Source organism: Lacrimispora xylanisolvens (assembly GCF_002934545.1).
GTDB lineage: Bacteria > Bacillota > Clostridia > Lachnospirales > Lachnospiraceae > Lacrimispora > Lacrimispora xylanisolvens.
Genome location: NZ_PTJA01000005.1, coordinates 23840 through 47081, shown reverse-complemented (window position 1 = coordinate 47081; position 23242 = coordinate 23840). Strand labels below are relative to the sequence as shown.

General features: G+C 44.7%; 18 protein-coding genes. 13 read left to right on the top strand and 5 right to left on the bottom strand.

What is annotated here, in order from left to right:
* Positions 1-52: 52 nt before the first annotated feature.
* The 3 genes from BXY41_RS10625 to BXY41_RS10615 are packed head-to-tail and all read left to right on the top strand — an operon-like array spanning position 53 to position 3711.
* The gene (locus BXY41_RS10625; RefSeq protein ID WP_104436823.1) at positions 53-925 is read left to right on the top strand and encodes a carbohydrate ABC transporter permease; all 873 of its coding nucleotides are present in this window, start codon (positions 53-55) and stop codon (positions 923-925) included.
* Between the two features lie 11 nt (positions 926-936).
* Positions 937-1812, top strand: a complete 876-nt coding sequence (locus tag BXY41_RS10620; RefSeq protein WP_104436822.1) for a carbohydrate ABC transporter permease — start codon at positions 937-939, stop codon at positions 1810-1812.
* 6 nt (positions 1813-1818) lie between these two features.
* The gene (locus BXY41_RS10615; RefSeq protein ID WP_104436821.1) at positions 1819-3711 is read left to right on the top strand and encodes a sialate O-acetylesterase; all 1893 of its coding nucleotides are present in this window, start codon (positions 1819-1821) and stop codon (positions 3709-3711) included.
* Between the two features lie 23 nt (positions 3712-3734).
* Here the strand turns inward: BXY41_RS10615 and BXY41_RS10610 are convergent, their stop codons facing one another.
* The 3 genes from BXY41_RS10610 to BXY41_RS10600 all read right to left on the bottom strand — a co-directional run bounded on the left by BXY41_RS10610 (position 3735) and on the right by BXY41_RS10600 (position 7883).
* Positions 3735-4529, bottom strand: a complete 795-nt coding sequence (locus BXY41_RS10610; protein ID WP_104436820.1) for a MerR family transcriptional regulator — start codon at positions 4527-4529, stop codon at positions 3735-3737.
* A 106-nt stretch (positions 4530-4635) separates the two neighbouring features.
* Positions 4636-6486: an asparagine synthase (glutamine-hydrolyzing) gene (gene asnB / locus BXY41_RS10605; RefSeq protein WP_104436819.1), complete on the bottom strand. Its 1851-nt coding sequence runs from the start codon at positions 6484-6486 to the stop codon at positions 4636-4638.
* 26 nt (positions 6487-6512) lie between these two features.
* Complete coding sequence (locus tag BXY41_RS10600; RefSeq protein ID WP_104436818.1) at positions 6513-7883, bottom strand: citrate transporter; 1371 nt, start codon at positions 7881-7883, stop codon at positions 6513-6515.
* 128 nt (positions 7884-8011) lie between these two features.
* On the opposite strand from BXY41_RS10600, the gene BXY41_RS10595 reads away from it, so the two are divergent.
* The 8 genes from BXY41_RS10595 (at position 8012) to BXY41_RS27485 (ending at position 17419) form a co-directional block, all read left to right on the top strand.
* The gene (locus tag BXY41_RS10595) at positions 8012-9868 is read left to right on the top strand and encodes an ATP-dependent nuclease (RefSeq protein ID WP_104436817.1); all 1857 of its coding nucleotides are present in this window, start codon (positions 8012-8014) and stop codon (positions 9866-9868) included.
* 101 nt (positions 9869-9969) lie between these two features.
* Positions 9970-11493, top strand: a complete 1524-nt coding sequence (gene xylB / locus BXY41_RS10590) for a xylulokinase (protein WP_104436816.1) — start codon at positions 9970-9972, stop codon at positions 11491-11493.
* 38 nt (positions 11494-11531) lie between these two features.
* Positions 11532-12185, top strand: coding sequence for a fructose-6-phosphate aldolase (gene fsa / locus BXY41_RS10585; RefSeq protein WP_104436815.1), 654 nt, complete (start codon positions 11532-11534; stop codon positions 12183-12185).
* Between the two features lie 20 nt (positions 12186-12205).
* Positions 12206-12832 carry a DUF4867 family protein gene (locus BXY41_RS10580; RefSeq protein WP_104436814.1) on the top strand — a complete coding sequence of 209 codons (627 nt, stop codon included), beginning with the start codon at positions 12206-12208 and terminating at the stop codon, positions 12830-12832.
* Between the two features lie 60 nt (positions 12833-12892).
* On the top strand, positions 12893-14374 hold the full coding sequence (locus tag BXY41_RS10575; protein ID WP_104436813.1) for an L-fucose/L-arabinose isomerase family protein: 1482 nt from the start codon (positions 12893-12895) through the stop codon (positions 14372-14374).
* A 249-nt stretch (positions 14375-14623) separates the two neighbouring features.
* Entirely contained in the window at positions 14624-14752 is a 129-nt protein-coding gene (locus BXY41_RS27335) for a hypothetical protein (protein WP_278321419.1), read from the top strand.
* Positions 14753-14764: 12 nt separating this feature from the next.
* Positions 14765-14932, top strand: coding sequence for a hypothetical protein (locus BXY41_RS26735; RefSeq protein ID WP_170072314.1), 168 nt, complete (start codon positions 14765-14767; stop codon positions 14930-14932).
* A gap of 306 nt (positions 14933-15238) precedes the next feature.
* Positions 15239-17419, top strand: a complete 2181-nt coding sequence (locus tag BXY41_RS27485) for a BclA C-terminal domain-containing protein (protein ID WP_432765511.1) — start codon at positions 15239-15241, stop codon at positions 17417-17419.
* A 112-nt stretch (positions 17420-17531) separates the two neighbouring features.
* Here BXY41_RS27485 and BXY41_RS10565 read toward each other — a convergent pair whose 3' ends face one another.
* A complete protein-coding gene (locus BXY41_RS10565; RefSeq protein WP_104436812.1) occupies positions 17532-18896 on the bottom strand; it encodes an MATE family efflux transporter in 1365 nt (454 codons plus the stop codon).
* A 125-nt stretch (positions 18897-19021) separates the two neighbouring features.
* Positions 19022-19474, bottom strand: coding sequence for a MarR family winged helix-turn-helix transcriptional regulator (locus tag BXY41_RS10560; protein ID WP_104436811.1), 453 nt, complete (start codon positions 19472-19474; stop codon positions 19022-19024).
* A gap of 352 nt (positions 19475-19826) precedes the next feature.
* Here BXY41_RS10560 and BXY41_RS27480 point away from each other — a divergent pair, with 352 nt between their 5' ends.
* Positions 19827-21515, top strand: a complete 1689-nt coding sequence (locus BXY41_RS27480) for a BclA C-terminal domain-containing protein (RefSeq protein WP_104436810.1) — start codon at positions 19827-19829, stop codon at positions 21513-21515.
* A 419-nt stretch (positions 21516-21934) separates the two neighbouring features.
* Positions 21935-23224, top strand: coding sequence for an MFS transporter (locus BXY41_RS10545; protein ID WP_104436808.1), 1290 nt, complete (start codon positions 21935-21937; stop codon positions 23222-23224).
* Positions 23225-23242 lie beyond the last annotated feature (18 nt).

Sequence of the window (23242 nt, the reverse complement as noted above, 5' to 3'; positions counted from 1 at the left end):
CACGCAGAGGAATGAGATTCTTCTGCGTGACTGAATCGAAGGAGGGAGCTTTTTGAAACATAGTAAAATCGGATTGTTATATATTCTTCCATGGCTGGCAGGTATAATATTTTTAACATTATATCCTTTTGTGAATGCACTTGTTATCAGCTTTACTGATTATAATCTTGTACGGAAACCCAACTTTGTAGGATTTGGAAATTATATAGATCTGTTCCGGAATGCTGATTTTCGGTCAACTCTGACTGCCACTATAAAGTACACAATATTTACCGTACCACTTCAGCTTTCCTTTGCTTTGTTTATTGCCTATATCCTGAATTTTCAGCTGAAGGGCATTAATTTTTATCGTACTGCTTATTATATTCCGTCTTTATTGGGAGGAAATGTTGCAGTTGCAGTGCTTTGGCGGTTTTTATTTCAACAAGATGGTTTTATCAACCGTTTTATCGGTATTTTTGGAGCGGCTCCCATACCATGGTTATCTTCACCAAATGGAGCAATGTCTGTCATTGTTTTATTGAAAGTGTGGCAGTTTGGGTCTTCTATGCTGATCTTTCTGGCGGCATTAAAAGATGTGCCACAGGAACTGTACGAGGCAGCAAGTGTGGATGGATCTTCCCGGCTTTACTCTTTTTTCCGGATTACCATTCCCCTCATTACACCCACTATTTTCTTTAATCTGGTCATGCAGATGGTAAATGCCTTCCAGGAATTTAACGGTCCCTATCTGGTCACCGGAAGAGGTCCGCTAAATGCGACTTATCTGACCTCTATGTATATTTATGACAATGCCTTTAAGTTTTTTAATATGGGGTATGCAAGTGCGGCCAGCTGGCTCTTATTTATCATTATCATGGCTGTAACAGCAATTCTCTTCGCCACACAGAACAAATGGGTATTTTATTCTGACGAAGGGAACTAAGGAGGGGACATATGAACGGGTTAAGTAAGTTAGAAAGACGCAGGCGCCGTCGGAATTTAATCAGTGCATTAATACGTTATGGGATATTGACAGCAGTGGCTCTTGTCATGATCTATCCCATTCTCTGGCTGGTAGGCGCGACTTTTAAAACCAATAATGAAATATTTACGACGGTCAATTTTATTCCCAAAAGAATAGACTTTACTCCGTACATAGAAGGCTGGAAGACGAGAACCCAGTTTACATTTACAACCTTCTTTCTCAATACGTTTCAGTACGTAATACCAAAGATTCTGTTCTGCCTGGTATCCAGCACCCTGGTCGCTTATGGGTTTGCCAGATTTCAGTTTCCATTTAAGAAATTTTTCTTCTCTTTACTTATGGCAACCATGTTTCTCCCTGCAGTGGTAACAAGAATACCTCTTTATCTGCTTTGGAAGAATCTTGGACTTTTAGATACCTATGTTCCATTAATTGCACCTACTATATTTGCCAATGAACCATTCTTTGTTTTCATGCTGATTCAGTTTCTCCGGTCCATTCCCACCTATCTTGATGAGGCGGCTACAGTGGATGGATGCAATTCCTTTGAGATCCTGATTCGCATTCTGCTGCCTGCCTTAAAACCGGCAATTGTCAGCTGTACCATTTTCCAGTTTATCTGGAGTTTTAACGATTTTTTAGGACCCCTTATTTACGTCACCAGCTTATCCAAGTATCCGGTTGCGCTGGCACTAAAGATGTCTATCGATCAAAGCAGCGGAATTGTGGAATGGAATCAGATTCTTGCCATGTCATTTCTTGCTCTGCTTCCTGCTCTGATCCTGTTTTTTGCAGCTCAGAAGTATTTTGTGGAAGGAATCACTTCTACCGGTGCGAAAGGATAGGTGTCTATGCAAAATAAGGAAAAACGTCTTATGCTTCCCAAACTGATCAGCCACGGCTGTGTCCTGCAGACTGGAGAGAGAACAAGAATCTGGGGCCTTGCGGCTCCGGGTGAAGTCATCTCTTTGCGTCTTTTGGACCAGGAAATCAGCTGCAGGGCAGATGGGGACGGAAACTGGGAGGCTTACTTTCATCACCTACAGCCAGGCGGACCCTTTATCCTGGAATTGTCCGGGGAATCCGGTGAGACAATTCGGGTGGCAGATGTTTATCTGGGGGAGGTATTCATCTGCAGCGGCCAGTCCAATATGGAACTGCCCATGAACCGGGTAAAGGACCGGTATCCCACAGAGTTTGAAAAACAGGGGGATGCCAGATTCCGGCTGTATAAAGTAAAAGAAAACTATGAATTTCATGGGCCTTTAAAAGATCACGTGGAAGCTTCATGGAAGGAATGTTCTCCTGATACCATTGGAGAATTTTCCGCTGTCTCTTATTTCTTCGGAAAATTCATGCGGGAGAATCGAAATGTGCCCATTGGTCTTATTAATGTAAGCCTTGGAGGATCTTCTGTTGAAGCCTGGATGGGAGAAGAAGAGGTCAGTCAGTATCCCGATATGAGGAAAGAGCTGGAGCTTTGTCAGAATCAGAAGCTTTTAGAGGAAAGAATGGCAGGGCAGAGAAAGGCTTATGAGGATTGGTATGAGACTGTAAGAGATCTGGAAAAAAGCATGGACTGGAACGGTAACAGCTGGAAGGAAGTAACTCTTCCGGCATTTTTAAAGGATTTCGGTCTGGATCATTTTTATGGTACCATCTGGTTTCGAAAGCGGATTATGCTGCCCGGACATCTGGAGGGGAAAAAGGCAAGACTCTGGCTGGGAACCATGGTAGACAGCGACAGAACTTATATAAACGGCGTTCTGGTGGGAGAGACCGGATACCAGTATCCGCCCAGGAAATACAACGTTCCGGAAGGTGTGCTGAAAGCGGGGGAAAATGAGATCCGTATCTGCCTGGTGTGTGAAAATGGGGCAGGAAGAGTCACTCCTGATAAGATTTACGCCTTATTTGCAGAGGAAGAGGTCTTTGTCTTAGATGGCAGATGGGAATACCAAAGCAGGGCGGTGGGTGAACCTGCGCCCAGAGTGGACTTAATGTCCCAGAAACCAACCGGGCTTTATAACGGGATGCTGGCGCCCTGTTTTTCCTATCTGGTTAAAGGCGTTTTATGGTATCAGGGAGAGAGCAATGACGAGAGACCGGATTCCTATGAGGGACGGCTGCAACAGATGATTCATCTTTGGAGAAAGATGTGGAAGGAAGAGAGTCTGCCCTTTGTAATTGCCCAGCTCCCTAATTTTTCCATTGATCTGGATGATAAGAACGATGCCTGGCCAAGAATCCGGGAAGCACAGAGAAAAGCGGGCGGATTAAAGAATGTGGCAGTTACGGTAAATCTGGATTTAGGGGAAGATAACGACCTTCACCCGCTTAATAAACGGGAGGCAGCTTATCGTATGTCCCTGGCAGTAAGAGCCATGATATACGGGGAGCGTGTGATCTTTCGGGGTCCATGGCTCTCGGATTTTGATGTGTCAGAGCAATGGATTACTCTTATTTTTGAGACAGAAGATAAAAAAGGTCTTGTTATCCGCGGAGGAACAGGGCTGGAAGAGTTTGAGATCGCAGGTGCAGACGGAGTCTATTATCCTGTGACAGGAGAAATAAACGAAAATCAGGTCCGAATCCGCAGCAGTGAGGTAAAGCAGCCGGTTTTCTTCCGGTACTGCTGGTCCAATGCACCAAAGAAGGGCCTTTTATACAATGAAGCGGGTCTGCCTGCTTCTCCTTTTGAAATTTCAACGTTATCATACAGAAAGTCCCGGTCCGGCCAATAGCCAAACGGGACTTTTTGTATGAATTACTGAGAAACAGGAAGATACAGTTCCAGATAATGAATGGTTTTATCTGAATCCCCTTCTGCTTCCTCTTCTTTTTGCTGTTCTGGAGCACAGCCCATGACAGGGCCGCAGTAAGCAGTTCCTGTGAGAGAATAACCCTGTTCTTTAGCCCACTCAGCTGCCTTTAGCATCTTCTCTTCATCAGGAACAAGGGAATCGGACGCAAGAACGGTGTAAACACAGGTTTCCCATTTCAGGACAGGAAAGCGTTTTAAATCAGGATTCAGCCTCATCACTGAGGAAGTTTCTTCTGAAAGAAGAAAGAATTCGTCCCGGAGTTTGGCTTGTTTTCCCTTAATTATGTATTCCTGGAATGGAGCACATAAGTCGGGGATTCCAAGACGGTTGATCTCTTCGCAGTCCTTGATCCTGTAATGGGTGAGAAGCGGTTTGGTCTGGTATTGATCCAGACCCTGCTTCACGTTATCGTAAGTGATTTTCAACAGGTTTAAATGCACCAGCGACTGCCGGTGAAGTTCCAGCTGTTGTTTTTCTTCTGTAATTTTCTTCTGAATCATGGAGCGGCTTGAATGAATGGAACTTTTATAAAGAATCCGCTCAATGTCTTCCAGGCTGAAATTAAGTCTGCGGTAATACATAATGCTTAACAGCCTGCTGATGTCATCATAGGTATAGCTTCGGTAACCATTTTCCTCTTTTTTCGGCTGTATGATACCCTTTTTTTCATAAAAGCGAAGGGTATCGCGGCTTAAACCTAACCGAAGGGAGACTTCTCCAATGCTGTACTTCTTCATGCTAATTCCTCGCGTTCAGTCTGTTATTGCCACTGTTATTCTACCACAAATTGTGACAAATTTCCCTTACGGTTTTCTTTCTATGCTTACAAAATACTAACAGAATCTATACAATTCCAATGGAGTAGATCTCCAGCCAGTAATTAATCTGAAGAAGGTAGGCAAGCATCTGGGGTCCTGCCATTAACTGCCCATACCAGGGCTTTCCATAATCGGAAGGCTTTGCCAGAAAATGCTCCAGCTTATTCTTATCAAGGAATTCCAAGACCGGCGCTTTGCTGTCAGACATCATTTCCCGGACTCTGGTTATAAGAAGGGCTTCGTAATTGGTATCATAGGTTTTGGGGTAAGGAGATTTTCTGCGGAAAAGAATTTCGTCAGGTAAAAGTCCCTTGCCTGCCTGACGCAGGAGGTTCTTCACCACTCCGTCTCTTGTCTTCATATCCCAGGGAACGTTCCAGACGTATTCAATAATTCTGTGATCTGCAAAGGGAACTCTGGCTTCCAGCCCGGAATACATGCTGTCCCGGTCCATACGGTTTAACAGTGTCTGCATAAACCAGCGCAGGTTCAGATAGGAAATCTCCCGCCTTCTGGCTTCTGTGGGACTGTCTTCCGCCAGTAAGGGAGTCTCAGCAACTGATTTTTCATAGGTTTCCATTACATATTCATCCATATTTAAATAATTTAAAAATTCGTCATTCAACAGTGATTTACGGGGCTGCAAATCCATGGTCCAGGGGAATGCATGTGCCTTAAAGCAGTCTTCTCTGTGAAACCATGGATAACCGCCAAAGATTTCATCGGCGCATTCTCCTGTCAAAGTTACCTTATTATGAGGTTTCACCATGGAACAGAAATGAAGCATGGAGGAATCAATGTCTCCCATAGCTGGCAAATCGTGAGCCATAACGGAATCGTAAAGCCGGTCTGCCTGGGTTAGGTTATCACACTCCAGATAGTGATGGTCAGAATCCAGAAATTTTACCATCAGATCCACAAAAGGCCGGTCCTGTGAGGGCTGAAAAGCACTGGCTTTAAAATACTGATCGTTATTTACAAAATCAAAGGAAAAGGTATTTAGCCTTCTGCCCTGTTTTTTCAGCTCTGCGGCACAGACTGCAGAGACAATGCTGGAATCCACGCCTCCCGATAAGAAGGTGCAGATGGGCACGTCAGAAACCATCTGCCGTCTGATGGAATCTGTGACTAAAAATGACGTTTTTTCAATGGTTTCCTCATAACTGTCCTCATGAGGATGGCTTTCCAGTTTCCAATAGGACTTTAAATGGAAGCCTTTCTGAGAGCAGAGCAGCATGTGCCCCGGCAGCAGCTCCTTCATGTCTTTGAAAACTCCGCAGCCCGGAGTGCGGGCAGGCCCGATGGAAAATACTTCATTTAATCCCTTTTTATCCAGGTAAGGACGGATACCCGGATAGGCAAAAATCCCCTTCAGTTCTGATGCAAAGATAATTTCATCATCCCGTACGGTATAAAACAAGGGCTTTACACCGGCACGGTCCCTGCATAAGCAAAGGCATTCCCGGTATGGATCCTGTATGGCGTAGGCGAAAATCCCATTTAGCTGTCTGGCGAAGTCAGGACCATATTCCATGTAGCCGGTAAGGATGACTTCCGTGTCGCAGGTGGTGTCAAATGAGTGGCCTTTTTTAATTAAATCATTGCGCAGCTCATCGGTATTGTAAATTTCTCCGTTATACACAATGCAAAACGTTTTCCCTGCTTCCGTTTTTTTCATGGGCTGGCTGCCATTTGTTAAGTCAATGATGGATAAACGGGCATGGGACAGTCCTCCATGCTCAAACAGCCAGGTGCCGGACGCATCCGGTCCCCGGTGTCTTTGAATGGCAGCCATATCCTCCAGCACGTGGGTGTAATAGGATTTATCTTTTAAGTAATCCCGGTTTGAGTTATAGAATCCGGAAATTCCACACATAATGACTCCTCCTTTGGGTGAATCGATTATAAGAGAAAACAGGCAACAAGGAACGTAGCGGCAAATCCGATGAAGACGGGCAGCAGATTTTTTCTGGCAAGTTCCAGAGGATTGACGCTGCATATGGCCGCCACCGGGATCAGTCCCCAGGGAACAATGGTGCCGCCTCCAACGTAAATTGCTGTGATCTGTCCCAGAGAGGCTAAAATGGGCACTGAGGCATGAACAGCAGAGCCCAGAGTTCCTGCAAGAGCGCCGGTTAAGGGAAGACCGGAAAAACCGGATCCATCAAGACCGGTCAGGCTTCCAACGGCCATCTGCAGGACTGCTGCCATATATTTGTTAAGAGGTGTATTGCGGGCCAGCCAGATTGCCCAGTCACTTAATATGCCCCTTTGGAACTGATCACCCAATATCTGAGAAATGCCGTCTCCTCCTAAAAAGAAAAATGCCCCGATGATTATAACGGGAGCAAATATCCGTATAGCGAAAAGAAAACCATCGGTTACATAGAGGGTGACCTTTTCCAGTGCATGACTTCCAAAACCTGAGAAAGCGCCGATGCACATAATAAGGACTGCAGTTCCTGAAACCAGACTGGTAGCATCGCCTCCCTTCAGATCAAAGACAAGCATCAGAATGATATCGGCAGCAAAGAGCAGGGGGGTGACAAATGCCATGATCATGCCGGAAAGTCCGGGCATGTGCTGAGGCTGTGTATCCTGTATGCTTACCTGGCTGCAGCAGGCGGAGATTTGTTTCCTGTTTAACAGATATGCGCTGACTGCGGTGACAATGCCCATAACCAGGAAAAGGGGGCGGCCTTTTGTTAAAATATCGGAAGCGGAGATAGAAGCAGCTCCTGCGGAAATGGAAGGAGCACCCTGAATGACCAGGTCATAGCTTAAGGCAAAACCGTGTCCGAATAAATTCATAGCCATGGCGGCAGCCAGAGGGTCCAGTCCGGCTTTTAAGGCAAAAGGAAGCATAATAGCGCCGATTAAAGCCACGGAAGGAGAGGGCCAGAGGAACAGGGAAAAAAGAAACATGGTAAAGCCCAGAATCCACCAGGTAACAGAAGGAGATTTCATCACTTTAGCCATGGGAATCATCATGATGTAGTCACTGCCCAAATCCTTTAAGCATTTTGACAAAGCGGTAATTAAGGCAATGGTTGCAATAATTTCCGTAAATTCCTTTGCTGCAAACACAATGGCCTTAAATACGGTCATAATACCGCCGGTTATGGTTCCGAGCCCTACAACGCCAATCAGGAATAAAAAGGCGATGCAGACCAAAGGAGTATCCCGCCGTGAAATCATCACTGTGAGTATTGTAATAACGCCTGCCAGGTAAAGGTAATGCAAGGGCGTAAGAACCAGATTGGTATCAATCATAGGAATCACTCCTGGGAAATAATATAATCTATTGTATGAAGCAAGGCAACGGCCAGTGTGATTTTTTAAGAGGAACTTGAATTTTTCAGTTCAGGCTTTTATACTGGATTCTATAAAGGAGATATCTTATGCAGATTATTTCGGTTCATATTAAGAATTTTAAGTCAATTGAGGACATGGAGATTACGGACATTGAAAATGCCCTGATTCTGGTGGGCAAAAACAATACAGGAAAGACAGGAATCCTGGATGCCATAAGGGCTGCAGCCAATGGGTATGATGTAACAAAAGAGGATTTTAACGAGAAAAAACAGAAAATCGAGATTATTATGACTCTTGCGATCACCCAGGAAGATTTGGAATTATTTCACCGCGCGGGAATTGTCAGTCAGTATAAACGGTTTGATACCTGGCTTCACGATTTTATGACGAAGCTTCCTTCTTATCAGGAAGGGAAACTATCCTTTACCTTTCAGGCCAGCTGGAACGGAGAGACCAGGTTCTTTGATGGTTATCATAAAAACAACCGGTATATCAAAGAGGTTATGCCCAGACTGTACTACATCGATTCCCAGAGAGAACTGAATCAGTTTCAGAATGATCTCCTGCTTTTCCAGGAAGATGACCAGCTGTCCAGGCTACGAAATCACGTCTGTATCTTTGACAGTGCCAGAGCGTGCAGCCAGTGTTTTCAGTGTATCGGACTGATTAATCAGAAGAAACCGGAAGAACTGGCAGTGTATGAAACAGCCAAGCTTTTGGAGTATAAGATGTACCAGCTGAATTTAAATGATTTTGCTGCCAGAGTCAATGAAAATTACAGAAAGAACGGAGGGTATGAGGAAATCCGGTTTTCCCTGGTCTGCGACCCCAATGAAATGTTTAAGGTGACGGCAGAAACCTATCATGAGGAGCGGGAGAAAACAAGTCCCATCAGCAATTTAAGCAACGGCATGCGAAGTTTATACATGTTGTCCCTTCTGGAAGCATATACAGAGGATGGGAAGAGAATTCCCAATATTATCATTGTAGAGGATCCGGAGATCTTTCTTCACCCACAGCTTCAGAAGGCTTCCAGTGAGATCCTGTACCGTTTGTCCAAAAAGAATCAGGTTATTTTCACCACTCATTCCCCCAATATGCTTTTTAATTTCACCAGACGGCAGATCCGGCAGGTGGTTCTTGACCGGGGAGGATATTCGGTGGTAAAGGAGAAAACGGATATTGATGTAATTTTAGATGATCTGGGGTACGGTGCTATCGATCTTTTAGGTGTTAGTTTTGTATTTATAGTGGAAGGAAAGCAGGACAAGAGCAGACTTCCTCTATTGCTTGAGAAGTATTATTCAGAGATCTATGACAAAGAAGGGAATCTGTCCAGAATTTCCATCATCACCACCAACAGCTGCACCAATATCAAAACCTATGCCAATTTAAAATACATGAATCAGGTTTATTTACGGGATCAGTTTTTGATGATTCGGGATGGGGATGGAAAAGATCCGGAGGAGCTGGCCGGGGAACTGTGCCGGTATTACGATGAGAGAGGCAGGGATGAGATAGACCGCCTGCCTAAGGTGACCAGAAGGAATGTGCTTATTTTAAAATATTATTCCTTTGAAAACTATTTCTTTAATCCAAAGATCATGGAACAGCTGGGAATTGTGGAGAGCGAGGACGCATTTTACCGGATATTATTTGAGAAATGGAACGAGTATCTTTACCGGCTAAAAAGCGGGAAACAGTTTCTGGAGGCAGTGGGAAAGAACATGGAAAGTCCGGAAGAATTAAAGGAGCATATGGAGGAATTCAAACAATATATGCGCGGCCACAATCTGTTTGACATCTTCTACGGACCCTATAAAAAACAGGAGGGAGAGATTTTAAGAAGATATATTGATCTGGCTCCAAGAGAGGATTTTAAAGATATACTGGATGCTACGGACCGGTTCGTATATTTTGAAAACAGAAAAATGGAAAAATAAAAAAAGGCAAGAAAGTGCTATTACTTGGACAAATAAAAGCACGCTTTTTTACGTCATTTATATTATAATCAGGGTAAGAGATTTTACCAGGAGGTAAGAGGATGAATTATCTGATAGGGATCGATGTGGGAACATCGGCAACAAAGACCGTTCTGTTTGATGAGAAGGGACAGGTAGTGGTTTCAGCCTCCAGAGAGTACCCGCTTTACCAGCCGGAGAATGGCTGGGCGGAGCAAAAGCCGGAGGATTGGCGGGATGCAGTTCTGGAGACGATTTCCCAGGTAGTAAAGGAATCCAAAGTTTCAAAAGAGGACATTAAGGGAATTGGTTTATCCGGTCAGATGCATGGCCTTGTCATGCTTGATGAGAAGAATGAAGTGATTCGCCCCTCCATTATCTGGTGCGACCAGAGAACTGGTGCGGAGGTAGAAGATATGCTTTCCATTATGCCCAGAGAACGGTGGATTGAGATTACAGCAAACCCGCCGCTAACCGGCTGGACAGCAGCCAAGATCTTGTGGGTTAAGAAGAATGAGCCGGAGAATTACAGCCGGTGCAGACATATTCTTCTGCCCAAGGATTACATAAGGTTTGTACTCACTGGGAACTACGCTACAGAGGTGTCTGATGCCAGCGGTATGCAGCTTTTAGATGTACCGGGCAGATGCTGGTCAGAAGAAGTGCTGGAAAAGCTGGATATTGATCCTGCACTTTTGGGTAAGGTATATGAATCCTGTGAAGTGACTGGCACGGTTCTTCCTGAGATTGCCGGGAAGACCGGTTTATCAGAGGAAACCAAGGTAGTCGGCGGAGCTGGAGATAATGCGGCTGCGGCAGTAGGAACCGGAGTGGTTAAGGATGGAACTGCCTTTACGACAATCGGAACCTCTGGTGTGGTATTTGCCCACAGCAGCCAGGTTACCATTGATCCCAAGGGAAGAGTTCATACCTGTTGCTGCGCCGTACCAGGTGCCTGGCATGTGATGGGGGTTACCCAGGGAGCGGGTCTTTCTTTAAAGTGGTTTAAGGATCAGTTCTGCGGGGATTATGTGAAGGAAGCAGAGAAAGAGAAGATTGATGTCTATGACATTATCAATAAGGAAGTTGCACAGGTGGAAGCCGGCAGCGGGCGGCTCTTATATCTTCCTTATCTGATGGGAGAGAGGACACCCCATCTTGATCCGGACTGCAGAGGAGTATTTTTCGGTCTTTCTGCCATACACACAAGAGCGAATATGCTGCGTGCCGTTATGGAGGGAGTTTCCTATTCCTTAAGCGACTGCAATGACATTTTAAAAGAGATGGGAATCGATGTGGAGCAGATGATGGCGTGCGGAGGCGGAGGCAAAAGTCCGGTATGGCGTCAGATGCTTGCAGATATGTATGAGTGCAGTGTAAAAACAGTGGCTCAGACGGAAGGACCGGCCTTAGGGGTGGCGATTCTTGCCGGAGTAGGGTGCGGCTTATATGAGAGCGTGGAAGCTGCCTGTGAAGCGCTGATCTGTGAAGACAAGTCAACGGAGCCTGATGCAGAAAAATCAGAAAAATATAAACAGTATCACCAGCTTTACAAGAAGCTTTATGAGGATTTAAAAGGCAGTTATAAGATACTGGCAGGTTTATAAATCATAGGTTTACCAACAGAAAGCAGGAGGATTGGAATATGCGTTTTTTTATTGATACGGCAAATGTGGAAGAGATCAGAATGGCAGATGAGATGGGAATTATATGCGGAGTAACCACAAATCCATCCCTGATTGCAAAGGAAGGACGTAATTTTAAAGAAGTAATCGGAGAAATTGCTTCTATCGTAGATGGGCCCATCAGCGGGGAAGTAAAAGCGACAACTACGGATGCAAAGGGTATGATCGATGAGGGAAGGGATATTGCGGCAATCCATCCCAATATGGTGGTGAAGATTCCCATGACTCCGGAAGGCTTAAAGGCTGTTAAGGTTCTTCATTCCGAAGGAATCAAGACCAATGTTACTCTTGTATTTTCCTGCGCCCAGGCTCTTCTTGCTGCAAGAGCAGGTGCTACTTATGTATCACCATTTTTAGGCCGTCTTGATGATATTTCCATGCCTGGAATTGATTTAATCAGTGATATTATGGAGATCTTCCAGATTCATGGCATTGAAACCGAGATCATCGCAGCCAGTGTGCGCAACCCCATTCATGTCATAGACTGTGCAAAGGCTGGGGCGGATATTGCGACTGTTCCTTATAAGGTACTTCTGCAGATGACAGGTCATCCGTTGACAGATCAGGGAATTGAGAAATTTAAGAAGGATTATCTGGCAGTATTCGGAGAATAAATGAAAAGAGAGGGATTATTATGGGATTAGACATAAAACCAGTAACGGATCCGGCCTTTCGTGCTTATGGAAAGATTGTAACGGGGTATGAAATTAGTGATCTTCTGGAGAAGATGGAGCATACTCCCCTTCCCGATGATGTGACTTACGTTGCCTCCGTACAGGAACTGGAAGCACTTCCTGTCTGCAAGGAGATGGAGAAGAATTTATACGGACAGATGCCGATCCAGGTTGGGTTTTGCAACGGTCACAATAAGAAATTAAATGCTGCGGAGTATCACAGAAATTCCGAGATTAACATTGCCGCCACTGATCTGGTGCTGATTCTTGGAAAACAGCAGGATATTACGCCGGAGTACACCTATGATTCAGGTAATATGGAAGCATTTCTTATTCCAAAGGGAACGGTAGTGGAGGTTTATGCGACAACCCTTCATTATGCACCCTGCCATACAGAGGAAGGCGGTTTCCGTTGTGTGGTAATTCTCCCCCAGGGAACCAATACCGATCTATCACCTCTTGATAAGACAGTAAACAAAGAGGATACGCTGTTGTTTGCAAAGAACAAATGGCTGATCGGACATGAAGAGGGCGGTCTTCCAGAAGAAGCCTATATTGGTATCACAGGAGAAAATCTTACTATTTAAAGAATGATAAAAAAGATTGGGCTTATAAGAAAGCCTTAAGATAACAGGAGGAGTCATAATATGAATAATATCCCGGAATTAAAAGTAGGTATCGTTGCAGTCAGCAGAGATTGTTTCCCGGAAACATTGTCAGTAAACAGAAGGAAAGCTCTGGTTGAAGCTTATGGAGCAAAGTATGATGCAGCCAATATTTATGAGTGTCCAGTATGTATCGTAGAAAGCGAAATACATATGGTACAGGCATTGGAAGATGTTAAAAATGCAGGCTGTAATGCACTGGTTGTTTATCTTGGTAACTTTGGACCGGAGATTTCCGAAACCCTTCTTGCAAAACATTTTGACGGTCCGGTTATGTTTATTGCAGCTGCAGAGGAAAGCGGAGACAGTTTAACCCAGGGCAGAGGAGATGCTTACTGCGGAATGTTAAACGCAAGCTACAACTTAAAGCTGAGAAATATTAAAGCATATATCCCGGAATATCCGGTTGGAACAGCCGCAGAATGTGCAGACATGATAGAGGAATTCCTTCCAATCGCAAGATCTTTAGTAGGTCTTTCCAGCTTAAAGATCATCAGCTTTGGACCGCGTCCGTTAAACTTCCTGGCTTGCAATGCTCCAATCAAGCAGCTTTATAATCTGGGCGTTGAGATTGAAGAAAACTCAGAACTTGATTTATTTGAAGCGTTTAATAAGCATGCAGGAGATCCCAGAATTCCTGATGTAGTAAAAGACATGGAAGCAGAATTAGGAGAAGGAAATAAAAAGCCTGACATTCTTCCGAAGCTTGCTCAGTATGAGCTTACTTTATTAGACTGGGTAGAGCAGCACAGAGGATATCGCAAGTATGTTGCCATTGCCGGAAAATGCTGGCCTGCATTCCAGACTCAGTTTGGATTCGTTCCCTGCTATGTAAACAGCCGTTTAACCGGAATGGGTATTCCTGTATCCTGTGAAGTTGATATTTACGGAGCACTCAGTGAGTTTATCGGTACCTGTGTGAGCTTAGATGCCGTAACACTTCTTGATATTAACAATACAGTTCCGGATGATATGTATGAAGGCGATATCAAAGGAAAGCACAACTATACACACCAGGATACTTTTATGGGATTCCACTGCGGAAATACCTGCTCCAGAAAGCTTTCCTCCTGTTCCATGAAATATCAGATGATTATGGCAAGAACCCTTCCAGAAGAGGTGACTCAGGGAACATTGGAGGGAGATATTCTTCCAGGAGATATCACGTTCTTCCGTTTACAGAGCACTGCAGATAATATTCTCCGTGCTTATGTTGCACAGGGTGAAGTACTTCCTGTAGCAACCCGTTCCTTTGGTTCCATTGGAATCTTTGCAATTCCAGAGATGGGAAGATTCTATCGCCATGTGCTGATCGAAAAGAATTTCCCACATCATGGAGCAGTTGCATTTGGACATTATGGTAAAGCTTTATTTGAAATATTTAAATACCTTGGTGTGGAAGAGATTGGATTTAACCAGCCTAAGGGAATGCTTTACAAGACTGAAAATCCGTTTTCTTTATAATCAGACGGAAACGATTTTGTTATAATAAAGAAGAAAGAGGCAGGAGGAAAGCGATCCGTTTCGGATAGGGCTTTCCTCCTGTTTTTGATTGTTGTAGTGTCCTCTGATATGGTACGTTCAAGGGTTGATTTCAATTAAATCGCTTTTTTGAGTGTAAAAATGGGTCTTTTAAGTGTAAAAGCTTATTTTTTGTATTTTTAGGAGTATTCTCATAGCGAAAATCCGCGAAACATAGGAGGCTAAGTGGATATGAAGCAAGCTAAAAATAACATTATCAACATCACATACTCTACAATGCATTCCGTATTATGGAGAAATATGGCAGGGACGATTACATACAAGCTCATTGATCAGGCGCCCTCTATGATGATGCTCTAAGGAGGACGGACAATGAAAACGATAAAACAACGACTTTTAGGGTTTACCCTGATACTTATCTCCTTTGCAGTGATTGCACTTGCATGGACTGGTACAACACCGGAGGAGCGTGATGTGACAGTTATATTGATTACTTTGCCTTTAGGTATTTACTCAATGGTCACAAAGTCGGAAGTTTAAATTACGGCGTCTGCTATTTTCAGGGAGATCTAAGAATTACATCTATGAAACGGGTTTATTTGGTACTAAAAAAGAATGCGTAACATGGCAAAAAATCAGTTTACTCCATTATTTGGACGAAGTCTATTTATTGTTATAAATAATATAAAAATGCAGCAGGAAAGCCCCCAGTTTTGGATAGAATTTTTCTGCTTTTTATGTTTTTGCAGAATCAATGCCAATAGTATCGAAATGCATTTAAGCTACATACATTATTAATAGGCGTAATCCATAGGACGCCTTATTGATACGATTGGAGGATTCTATATGGCTAACAATGCTCTTCAGATAGAATTAAATGCAGCGATAAGCGTAGCTTCCGGTGCAAATGTACTTTTTGATACAATTGTTTATTTATCTGGCAATATCACTTACAATCCGGCTACGGGAATCATTACGTTCCTTGAATCTGGTAGATATGTGTTTGATTGGTGGTTGGCAACACAATCATCCCAATCAACAATTGGGACATCCTTTGCCTTAACCTCTTCTCAGGGAGATGTTTTAGAGGGAGCTTCCCCTATAAAAACGGGAGAGGTAGTAGGTGTTAGTATAATTGAAGTAGCCGTTGCCCCTGTTACGGTTTCTCTCGTGAATATCAGCAATGCTACCGTATTCTTTTCTCAGATAGTTCCGTTAAAAGGCACCCTGGTGGTCTTTCAGGATGATTTTAGCGGAACGGGTCCAACGGGAGATACCGGCCCGACGGGAGCGACAGGTCCGACAGGAGCAACCGGTCCAACGGGAGATACCGGTCCGACAGGAGCAACCGGTCCAACAGGAGATACCGGTCCGACCGGAGCAACCGGTCCGACAGGAGATACCGGTCCGACAGGAGCAACCGGTCCGACAGGTGATACTGGTCCCACAGGAGCGACAGGCCCAACGGGAGATACCGGTCCAACGGGAGATACTGGTCCAACGGGAGATACCGGTCCAACAGGAGCAACTGGTCTAACCGGAGCGACAGGCCCAACGGGAGATACCGGTCCGACAGGAGCAACCGGTCCAACGGGAGATACCGGTCCGACAGGTCCAACGGGAGATACCGGTCCAACAGGTGACACCGGCCCAACAGGTGACACCGGTCCGACAGGTCCAACCGGAGATACTGGTCCGACAGGAGACACCGGCCCGACAGGAGATACCGGCCCAACCGGTCCAACAGGAGATACCGGCCCAACCGGTCCAACAGGAGATACCGGCCCGACAGGGGATACTGGCCCAACGGGGGCAACCGGCCCGACAGGAGACACTGGTCCGACAGGAGACACCGGCCCAACCGGTCCAACAGGAGATACCGGTCCGACAGGAGACACCGGCCCAACCGGTCCAACCGGAGATACCGGTCCGACAGGAGACACCGGCCCAACCGGCCCAACCGGAGATACCGGTCCGACAGGAGATACTGGTCCGACAGGTGACACCGGTCCAACAGGAGATACCGGTCCTACAGGAGATACTGGCCCAACTGGCCCAACCGGAGATACCGGCCCAACCGGAGATACCGGCCCAACCGGAGATACCGGCCCAACCGGAGATACCGGCCCAACCGGTCCAACCGGAGATACCGGCCCAACCGGCCCAACCGGCCCAACCGGCCCAACCGGCCCAACCGGAGATACCGGCCCAACCGGTCCAACCGGAGATACCGGCCCAACCGGCCCAACCGGAGATACCGGCCCAACCGGTCCGACAGGGGATACCGGCCCAACCGGCCCAACCGGAGATACCGGCCCAACCGGCCCAACCGGAGATACCGGCCCAACCGGCCCAACAGGAGATACCGGCCCAACCGGTCCAACCGGAGATACCGGCCCAACCGGCCCAACAGGAGATACCGGCCCAACCGGCCCAACAGGAGATACCGGCCCAACCGGACCAACAGGAGATACCGGCCCAACCGGACCAACAGGAGATACCGGCCCAACCGGCCCAACAGGAGATACCGGCCCAACCGGTCCAACAGGAGATACCGGCCCAACCGGTCCGACAGGAGATACCGGCCCAACCGGTCCGACAGGAGATACCGGCCCAGCTGTGGGTGTTACAACATTCGGATATGCTTATGAACTTGCAACTTTAGCTGATGCAACCGTAGTGGGTGGCGCAGATGTACCGTTCAGCAATAATGGACCATTAGCAGGAATAACTCATACTGCCGGCACTACTACAATAACAGTACCGTTACCCGGAACTTATCAGATTGATTATTATATTGATATTACGGCTGGCGTAGGTTCTGCGATTGCTATTGCAGTAAACGGAACCGTTCAGGCATCAACTAATGTTACTGCTCTTGTAGCTACTGGAGAAATATCAGGGACCGCAATGCTTACGCTTGCAGGAGGAGATGTGCTGACTTTAAGAAACAACTCTGCCGTACCATTGACAATGACTTTGGCACCTGGTGTAGGATCTCAATTTAATGCAATTCTGTTAAGCTAATAAACTATGGCCGGTATCTTCGGATACCGGCCATATTAAATAATCACACAGGATTCGTTTTATGGATAAAACCACCTAATTAATTGATTTCCACCTGATTATAATGATAAGTTTACCTGGCTGCACATTCTTTCGAATTACCGTTTAAAATTTCTTTTTTAGAGCCAGACCACAGGAGAAGGCCAATGAAACAGGTACATATTTCAGAAACAGTCATAGACCATATTACACCATTTAGCTGAAACAAACTATTCCCAATAATGATAATGGGAATCAGTGCAATGCCTCTGGATACAGACATTATAGTAGACTGAATGCTCTTTCCGAATGCTTGAAACATACTTGTTAAAAGTCCCGATATACCTGCAAATAAGGTGGAAAACAATAGTGCAGTAAGAATAATGACACCAACTTTTATCACGGTCTCATCGGAGCTAAAAAGTTCAAGGACCTGTGTCCGGAACACAAACAAAACAGCGGCAATCATAAAAATAATTGTAACAAGATAAAATGCTGTTGTTTTCAAAACTTTATTTAATCGTTCAATATTGTTTGAGGCATAAGAAAATGCAATCAGCGGAACAACACCCATATATAAACCCATGCCGATAAAATCCGATATCTGACATACACGATTTGCTACGCCAAATGCCGCAACAACATGATCACCATATAAGACCGCATAGTTATTAAACATCAGACTTGAAACAATTAAAAAACCAGACAGCAGCAGCGCAGAGATACCAATCTTAAAGATGTTTAAAAGGATTACTCGATTTGGTTTAAAATATTTCAAACGAACGCTTTGAGCAGGACTTTTCTTCTCCAGATAGTATATATAGTAGGCTACGGCACTTATATTACCAATAACAGTGGCAACAGAAGCCCCCATAACATCCATGTGGAAGAGAAAAATAAATACCGGGTCAAGTAAAATATTTACAATAACGCTGATAACCATTCCAATCATCGATTCGGTGGACGCACCTTCGCTCCGAACCATTTGGGCAAGAGCAAAATTAGCAACTACAAACGGACTTCCGATTGTATATGCAATTATATAAGAACGTGTATGCAGCAGAGTTTCTCCCGTAGCCCCCAGCAGTTTTAATAGGGGAAATAGGAATGGAATACAAATCAGCATAAATAAGAACCCTGAAATTAATGACAGATACAAGGTTACAGATGAAACTATTTTTACGAAATCTAATTTTTTCTCTCCTAATAATCTTGAAATATATGTGCTGCCACCTGTACCAAATAACTCTCCCAGCGCCATGAGAATAGTTGTAAACGGCAGAGCAAGCGTAATTGACGCTAACATGGATGTGTTGTTCAACCTTCCAATAAAATAAGCATCTGTAATATTGTAAATCATATTGACAACCATACCTAAAATCATGGGAATAGCCATATGTGCAATAGCTTTTGGTACTGGTGCTTTTTCAAGATAGTACATTGCGTCTTTGTTTTCCATGTGGAATACCTCCGTTAAATATAAGTTGATTTCTACCTATTTGCCGATAGCTTTTATTTGTTCTCTGAAAACAGGTCAATACAATTATGTAAAGTTCTACCTATTTTCCTAAAATAAAACAAGGTTTATATATGTGATTCTACTCCTAAATTTTCAAATGTCCGTTTTAAAAAATTTAAATAAATAGTTTTTTCTTCCTCGGTAAATCCGGTCAGCATCTCGTCGGTTATTTCGCTAAGTATGCCAGACATTTCACTGAGAAGCTTTTGGGATTTTTCAGTAAGTTCAATGGTTATTGTCCTGCCGTCTTCATTACCTGAACGGCGTATTATAAATCCATTTCTTTCCAGACTGTTAAGCAAACTTGTCACGGACGGACCGGATATTTGCATAGCCATGCTTAAATATCTGCGGTTGATTTCCTGATTGGATTTGTGAGCTCCGTCTATGTGACCCAAAAGGCGTACTTGCGGCTCGGTAATATCGTATGCCGCCAATCTTTGGTCATTTTTATAGCGCAACACATGAGCAATGTTCTTAATATAAAAATCATGAGGCGGTAGACGATTTATGTTCATCTTATTTACTCCTTTCTAATAGGTTGATTTCTATCTATTATTATATAAGTAGACTTCTACTTTGTCAATCTCATTTTTTGTTTAGTAATTTATTTTTACAAGAAAAAGTGGATTAAAGTAAATGTTAAATAGTAGGTATATGGAATAGAATATGGTTCTAAGCTCACTTATAAAATGGTAAATGAAATATATATGATGATAATGTGGTTATTTTAAAACAATTACAAAAGTATATTTTGCAGTAATTAGCTAAGAAAAACTTCAGTATCGAAAATTCTTGTCACAACATATATTACTAATAGGCGTTATCAGACTGATGCGCCTTGCAATATAGAAATGGGAGGATTTTTTTATGGCTAATAATGCTTTGCAAATAGAACTAAATACAGCTACAACGGTAGCTGCAGGTGCCAATGTCCTTTTTGACACTATAGTCTATTCATCCGGAACCATATCTTACAATCCAGCTACAGGGGTAATTACATTTAATGAGGCTGGCAGATACGTGCTCGACTGGTGGCTAGCAACACAATCTTCTCAATCGACAAATGGGACATCCTTTGCATTATCGTCTTCACAAGGAGATTTTCTGGAAGGTAATTCACCAATAAATACAGGAGAAGTTTATGGAATTGGAATTGTTGATGTAATTGCAGCTCCAGTTACGGTATCTCTTGTAAATATCAGTACAGCGACTGTATTCTTTTCTCTAATCGTTCCATTAAAGGGAACATTGGTTATAGTTCAAGATGATATTGGTCCAACTGGCCCAACAGGAGCTACTGGCCCGACAGGCCCGACAGGAGCGGCAGGATTAACCGGTCCAACGGGAGATACCGGTCCGACAGGAGCTACCGGCCCAACAGGAGCAGCAGGATTAACCGGTCCAACCGGAGCTACTGGTCCGACAGGAGATACCGGTCCAATCGGCCCAACGGGAGATACCGGTCCAATCGGCCCAACGGGAGATACCGGTCCAATCGGTCCGACAGGAGATACCGGTCCAATCGGCCCAACTGGAGATACCGGTCCAATCGGTCCGACAGGAGATACCGGTCCAACCGGCCCGACAGGAGATACTGGTCCAATCGGCCCAACGGGAGATACTGGTCCAATCGGCCCGACAGGAGATACCGGTCCAACCGGCCCGACAGGAGATACTGGTCCAATCGGCCCGACAGGAGATACCGGTCCAATCGGCCCGACAGGAGATACCGGTCCAACCGGTCCAACGGGAGATACCGGTCCAATCGGCCCAACTGGAGATACTGGCCCAACCGGCCCGACAGGAGATACCGGTCCAATCGGCCCAACGGGAGATACCGGTCCCACGGGTCCAACCGGAGATACTGGCCCAACCGGCCCGACAGGAGATACCGGTCCAATCGGCCCAACGGGAGATACCGGTCCCACGGGTCCGACAGGAATTGCAGGACTGATAGGACCAACTGGAGATACTGGTCCCACGGGTCCGACAGGAATTGCAGGACTGATTGGCCCAACCGGAGATACCGGTCCAACCGGCCCAATCGGCCCAACCGGAGATACTGGCCCAACAGGTGATACCGGTCCTACGGGTCCGTCAGGAATCGCTGGTCTTGCAGGAGCCACTGGCCCAACCGGCCCAACAGGAACTTCCGTAACTAGCGACAGTATGTCGGCAGCTAATACAACTTCAACAGTAATAGCAGTTGTATTAGGCGGCACCAATGTACCACTTCCGGATAACCAAAACTTAAATACGTTTACCGTTGATGGAACCAATACTGTTTTTACGGTACCAGCCACAGGAGAATATCTTATTAGTTATGCTGTTGCTACAACGGCGGCATTACTGGTATCCTCACGGATCACGCAGAACGGTGCACCAATTGCAGCTTCTGTTATTACACCGACGGTTGCTGCCAGTAGTCTGGAATCAACATTTATTGTACCGCTGACTGCTGGAGATACGCTATCACTGCAATTATTTGGCCTGCTGGGAGCGGCGACGCTTCTGGGCGGCGCAAGCACGTATATGACACTTGTAAGAGTAATCTGATTTTAAATATTTCTAAAGAACGCCCCCGCCCTTTTGATTAGTAAGGGTGGGGGCGTCTACTGCTGTCAGAAGGTGTTATAAAGATACCATGTATGTATAAAATAGCAAATATAAATTGTGCCAGGGTAAATCTGTCTGGATCGTGGAATCTGCTTCTTCAATTCTCAGCAGTGTATTCGGATCGTTTAATGCTTCACATGCATTAAAACATATGTTACAATAAGCAATGTACCAGTTTCTGAAAACAGGAAAGTGAGGAACTAAAAATGATGGGAAATCAATCAATTGATTTGAGCACTTTTCTCTGTACAAGGTCTGATGAATGGACGAGACTTGTACAGAGGAATAACATTTAATCATTAACTCGTCCTCATTGGATTTTGTACTTATAGGGAATTTACTTATAAGGAGAGAATACAATGAAATCAAAAATAAATACAGATTATAAAATATTTTGGCTGGGGCAGGCAGTATCCCAACTGGGCAGTTCTATGACGTCCCTGGCTCTGACCTTCTGGTCTTATCAACAGACCAATTCAGCAATGGCAGTATCGTTTATGTCTTTCTGTAATTATCTGCCTTACATATTAGTCAGTATATTTTGGGGGGCATTTATTGATCGGTCATCGAAGAAAAAAATTTTAATTATTTCTGATACTATAGCAGCTGTTTGTACAATCAGTATACTTTTTAGTTTGTTTCGGGGCAGCCTGGCATTGACGCAGATTTATGTTGTAAATGCAGTAATCGGGTTTATGAATGCATTTCAGTCACCGGCTGCAGCTGTTGTCACCGGGCAGTTGATTACAGATGGGAATTATGAAAAGGCAAGCGGTCTGAATTCATTTTCTTCTAATTTAATCATGGTTACCGCACCTGTTCTTTCCGGTACACTTGTTGGCTTTTTTGGAGTCCGGCTGGTACTTGCCCTTGATCTGTTGACCTTTACGTTTTGTATGATTACACTGTTTTTGGTTAAGCCAAGGGAGAACCCCGGAAGATCGAAAGCTCATCATACACATGCAGGACGGAAAAATCGGGAGCATATAGAATTCTTAAAGAAAGAGCCAGGTATTTTATATCTGATGCTCAGCCTTGCATTGATTAACTTTTTCTCCAGACTGACCTATGAGAATATTCTTAATCCTATGATTTTGGCAAGAAGCGGAGGAAATGCAGGAGTCTTTGGACTGGTAAACAGTATGATGGGAGCAGGAGGGATTATTGGAGGCATTATCGTTGCTTCCGGTAAAAAAACAAAAAGCCCCTATAAGATGATTTATCTTTCAGCAGGAATTTCATTTTTACTTGGAGATTTCACCATGGGAGCAGGGAGGAATGTTTTTGCGTGGTCTGCAGCCGGAATCTTTGCAAGCTTACCTATACCATTTATCATGGCAGGTCAAAACGCACTGCTGTACCGCACTGTTCCAGAAAACATTCAGGGAAGAATCTTTGCAATCCGAAATGGAATTCAATATTCCACAGTACCCATCGGCCTGCTTCTTGGGGGATATCTGGCGGATTATGTATTTGAGCCATTTATGGCCTCTGATTACACCGCAGCAGTTTTCTTACAAAATATCGTTGGAAAAGGTGCTGGAAGTGGAATGGCAGTTATGTTTTTATGCACAGGTCTCCTGGGAGCCTTATCTTCGGTGCTTGGTTATAAGAACCGGTCTGTGAGAAATTTAACCAGCTCGACTTAAATCTGATTGGTCATAAAT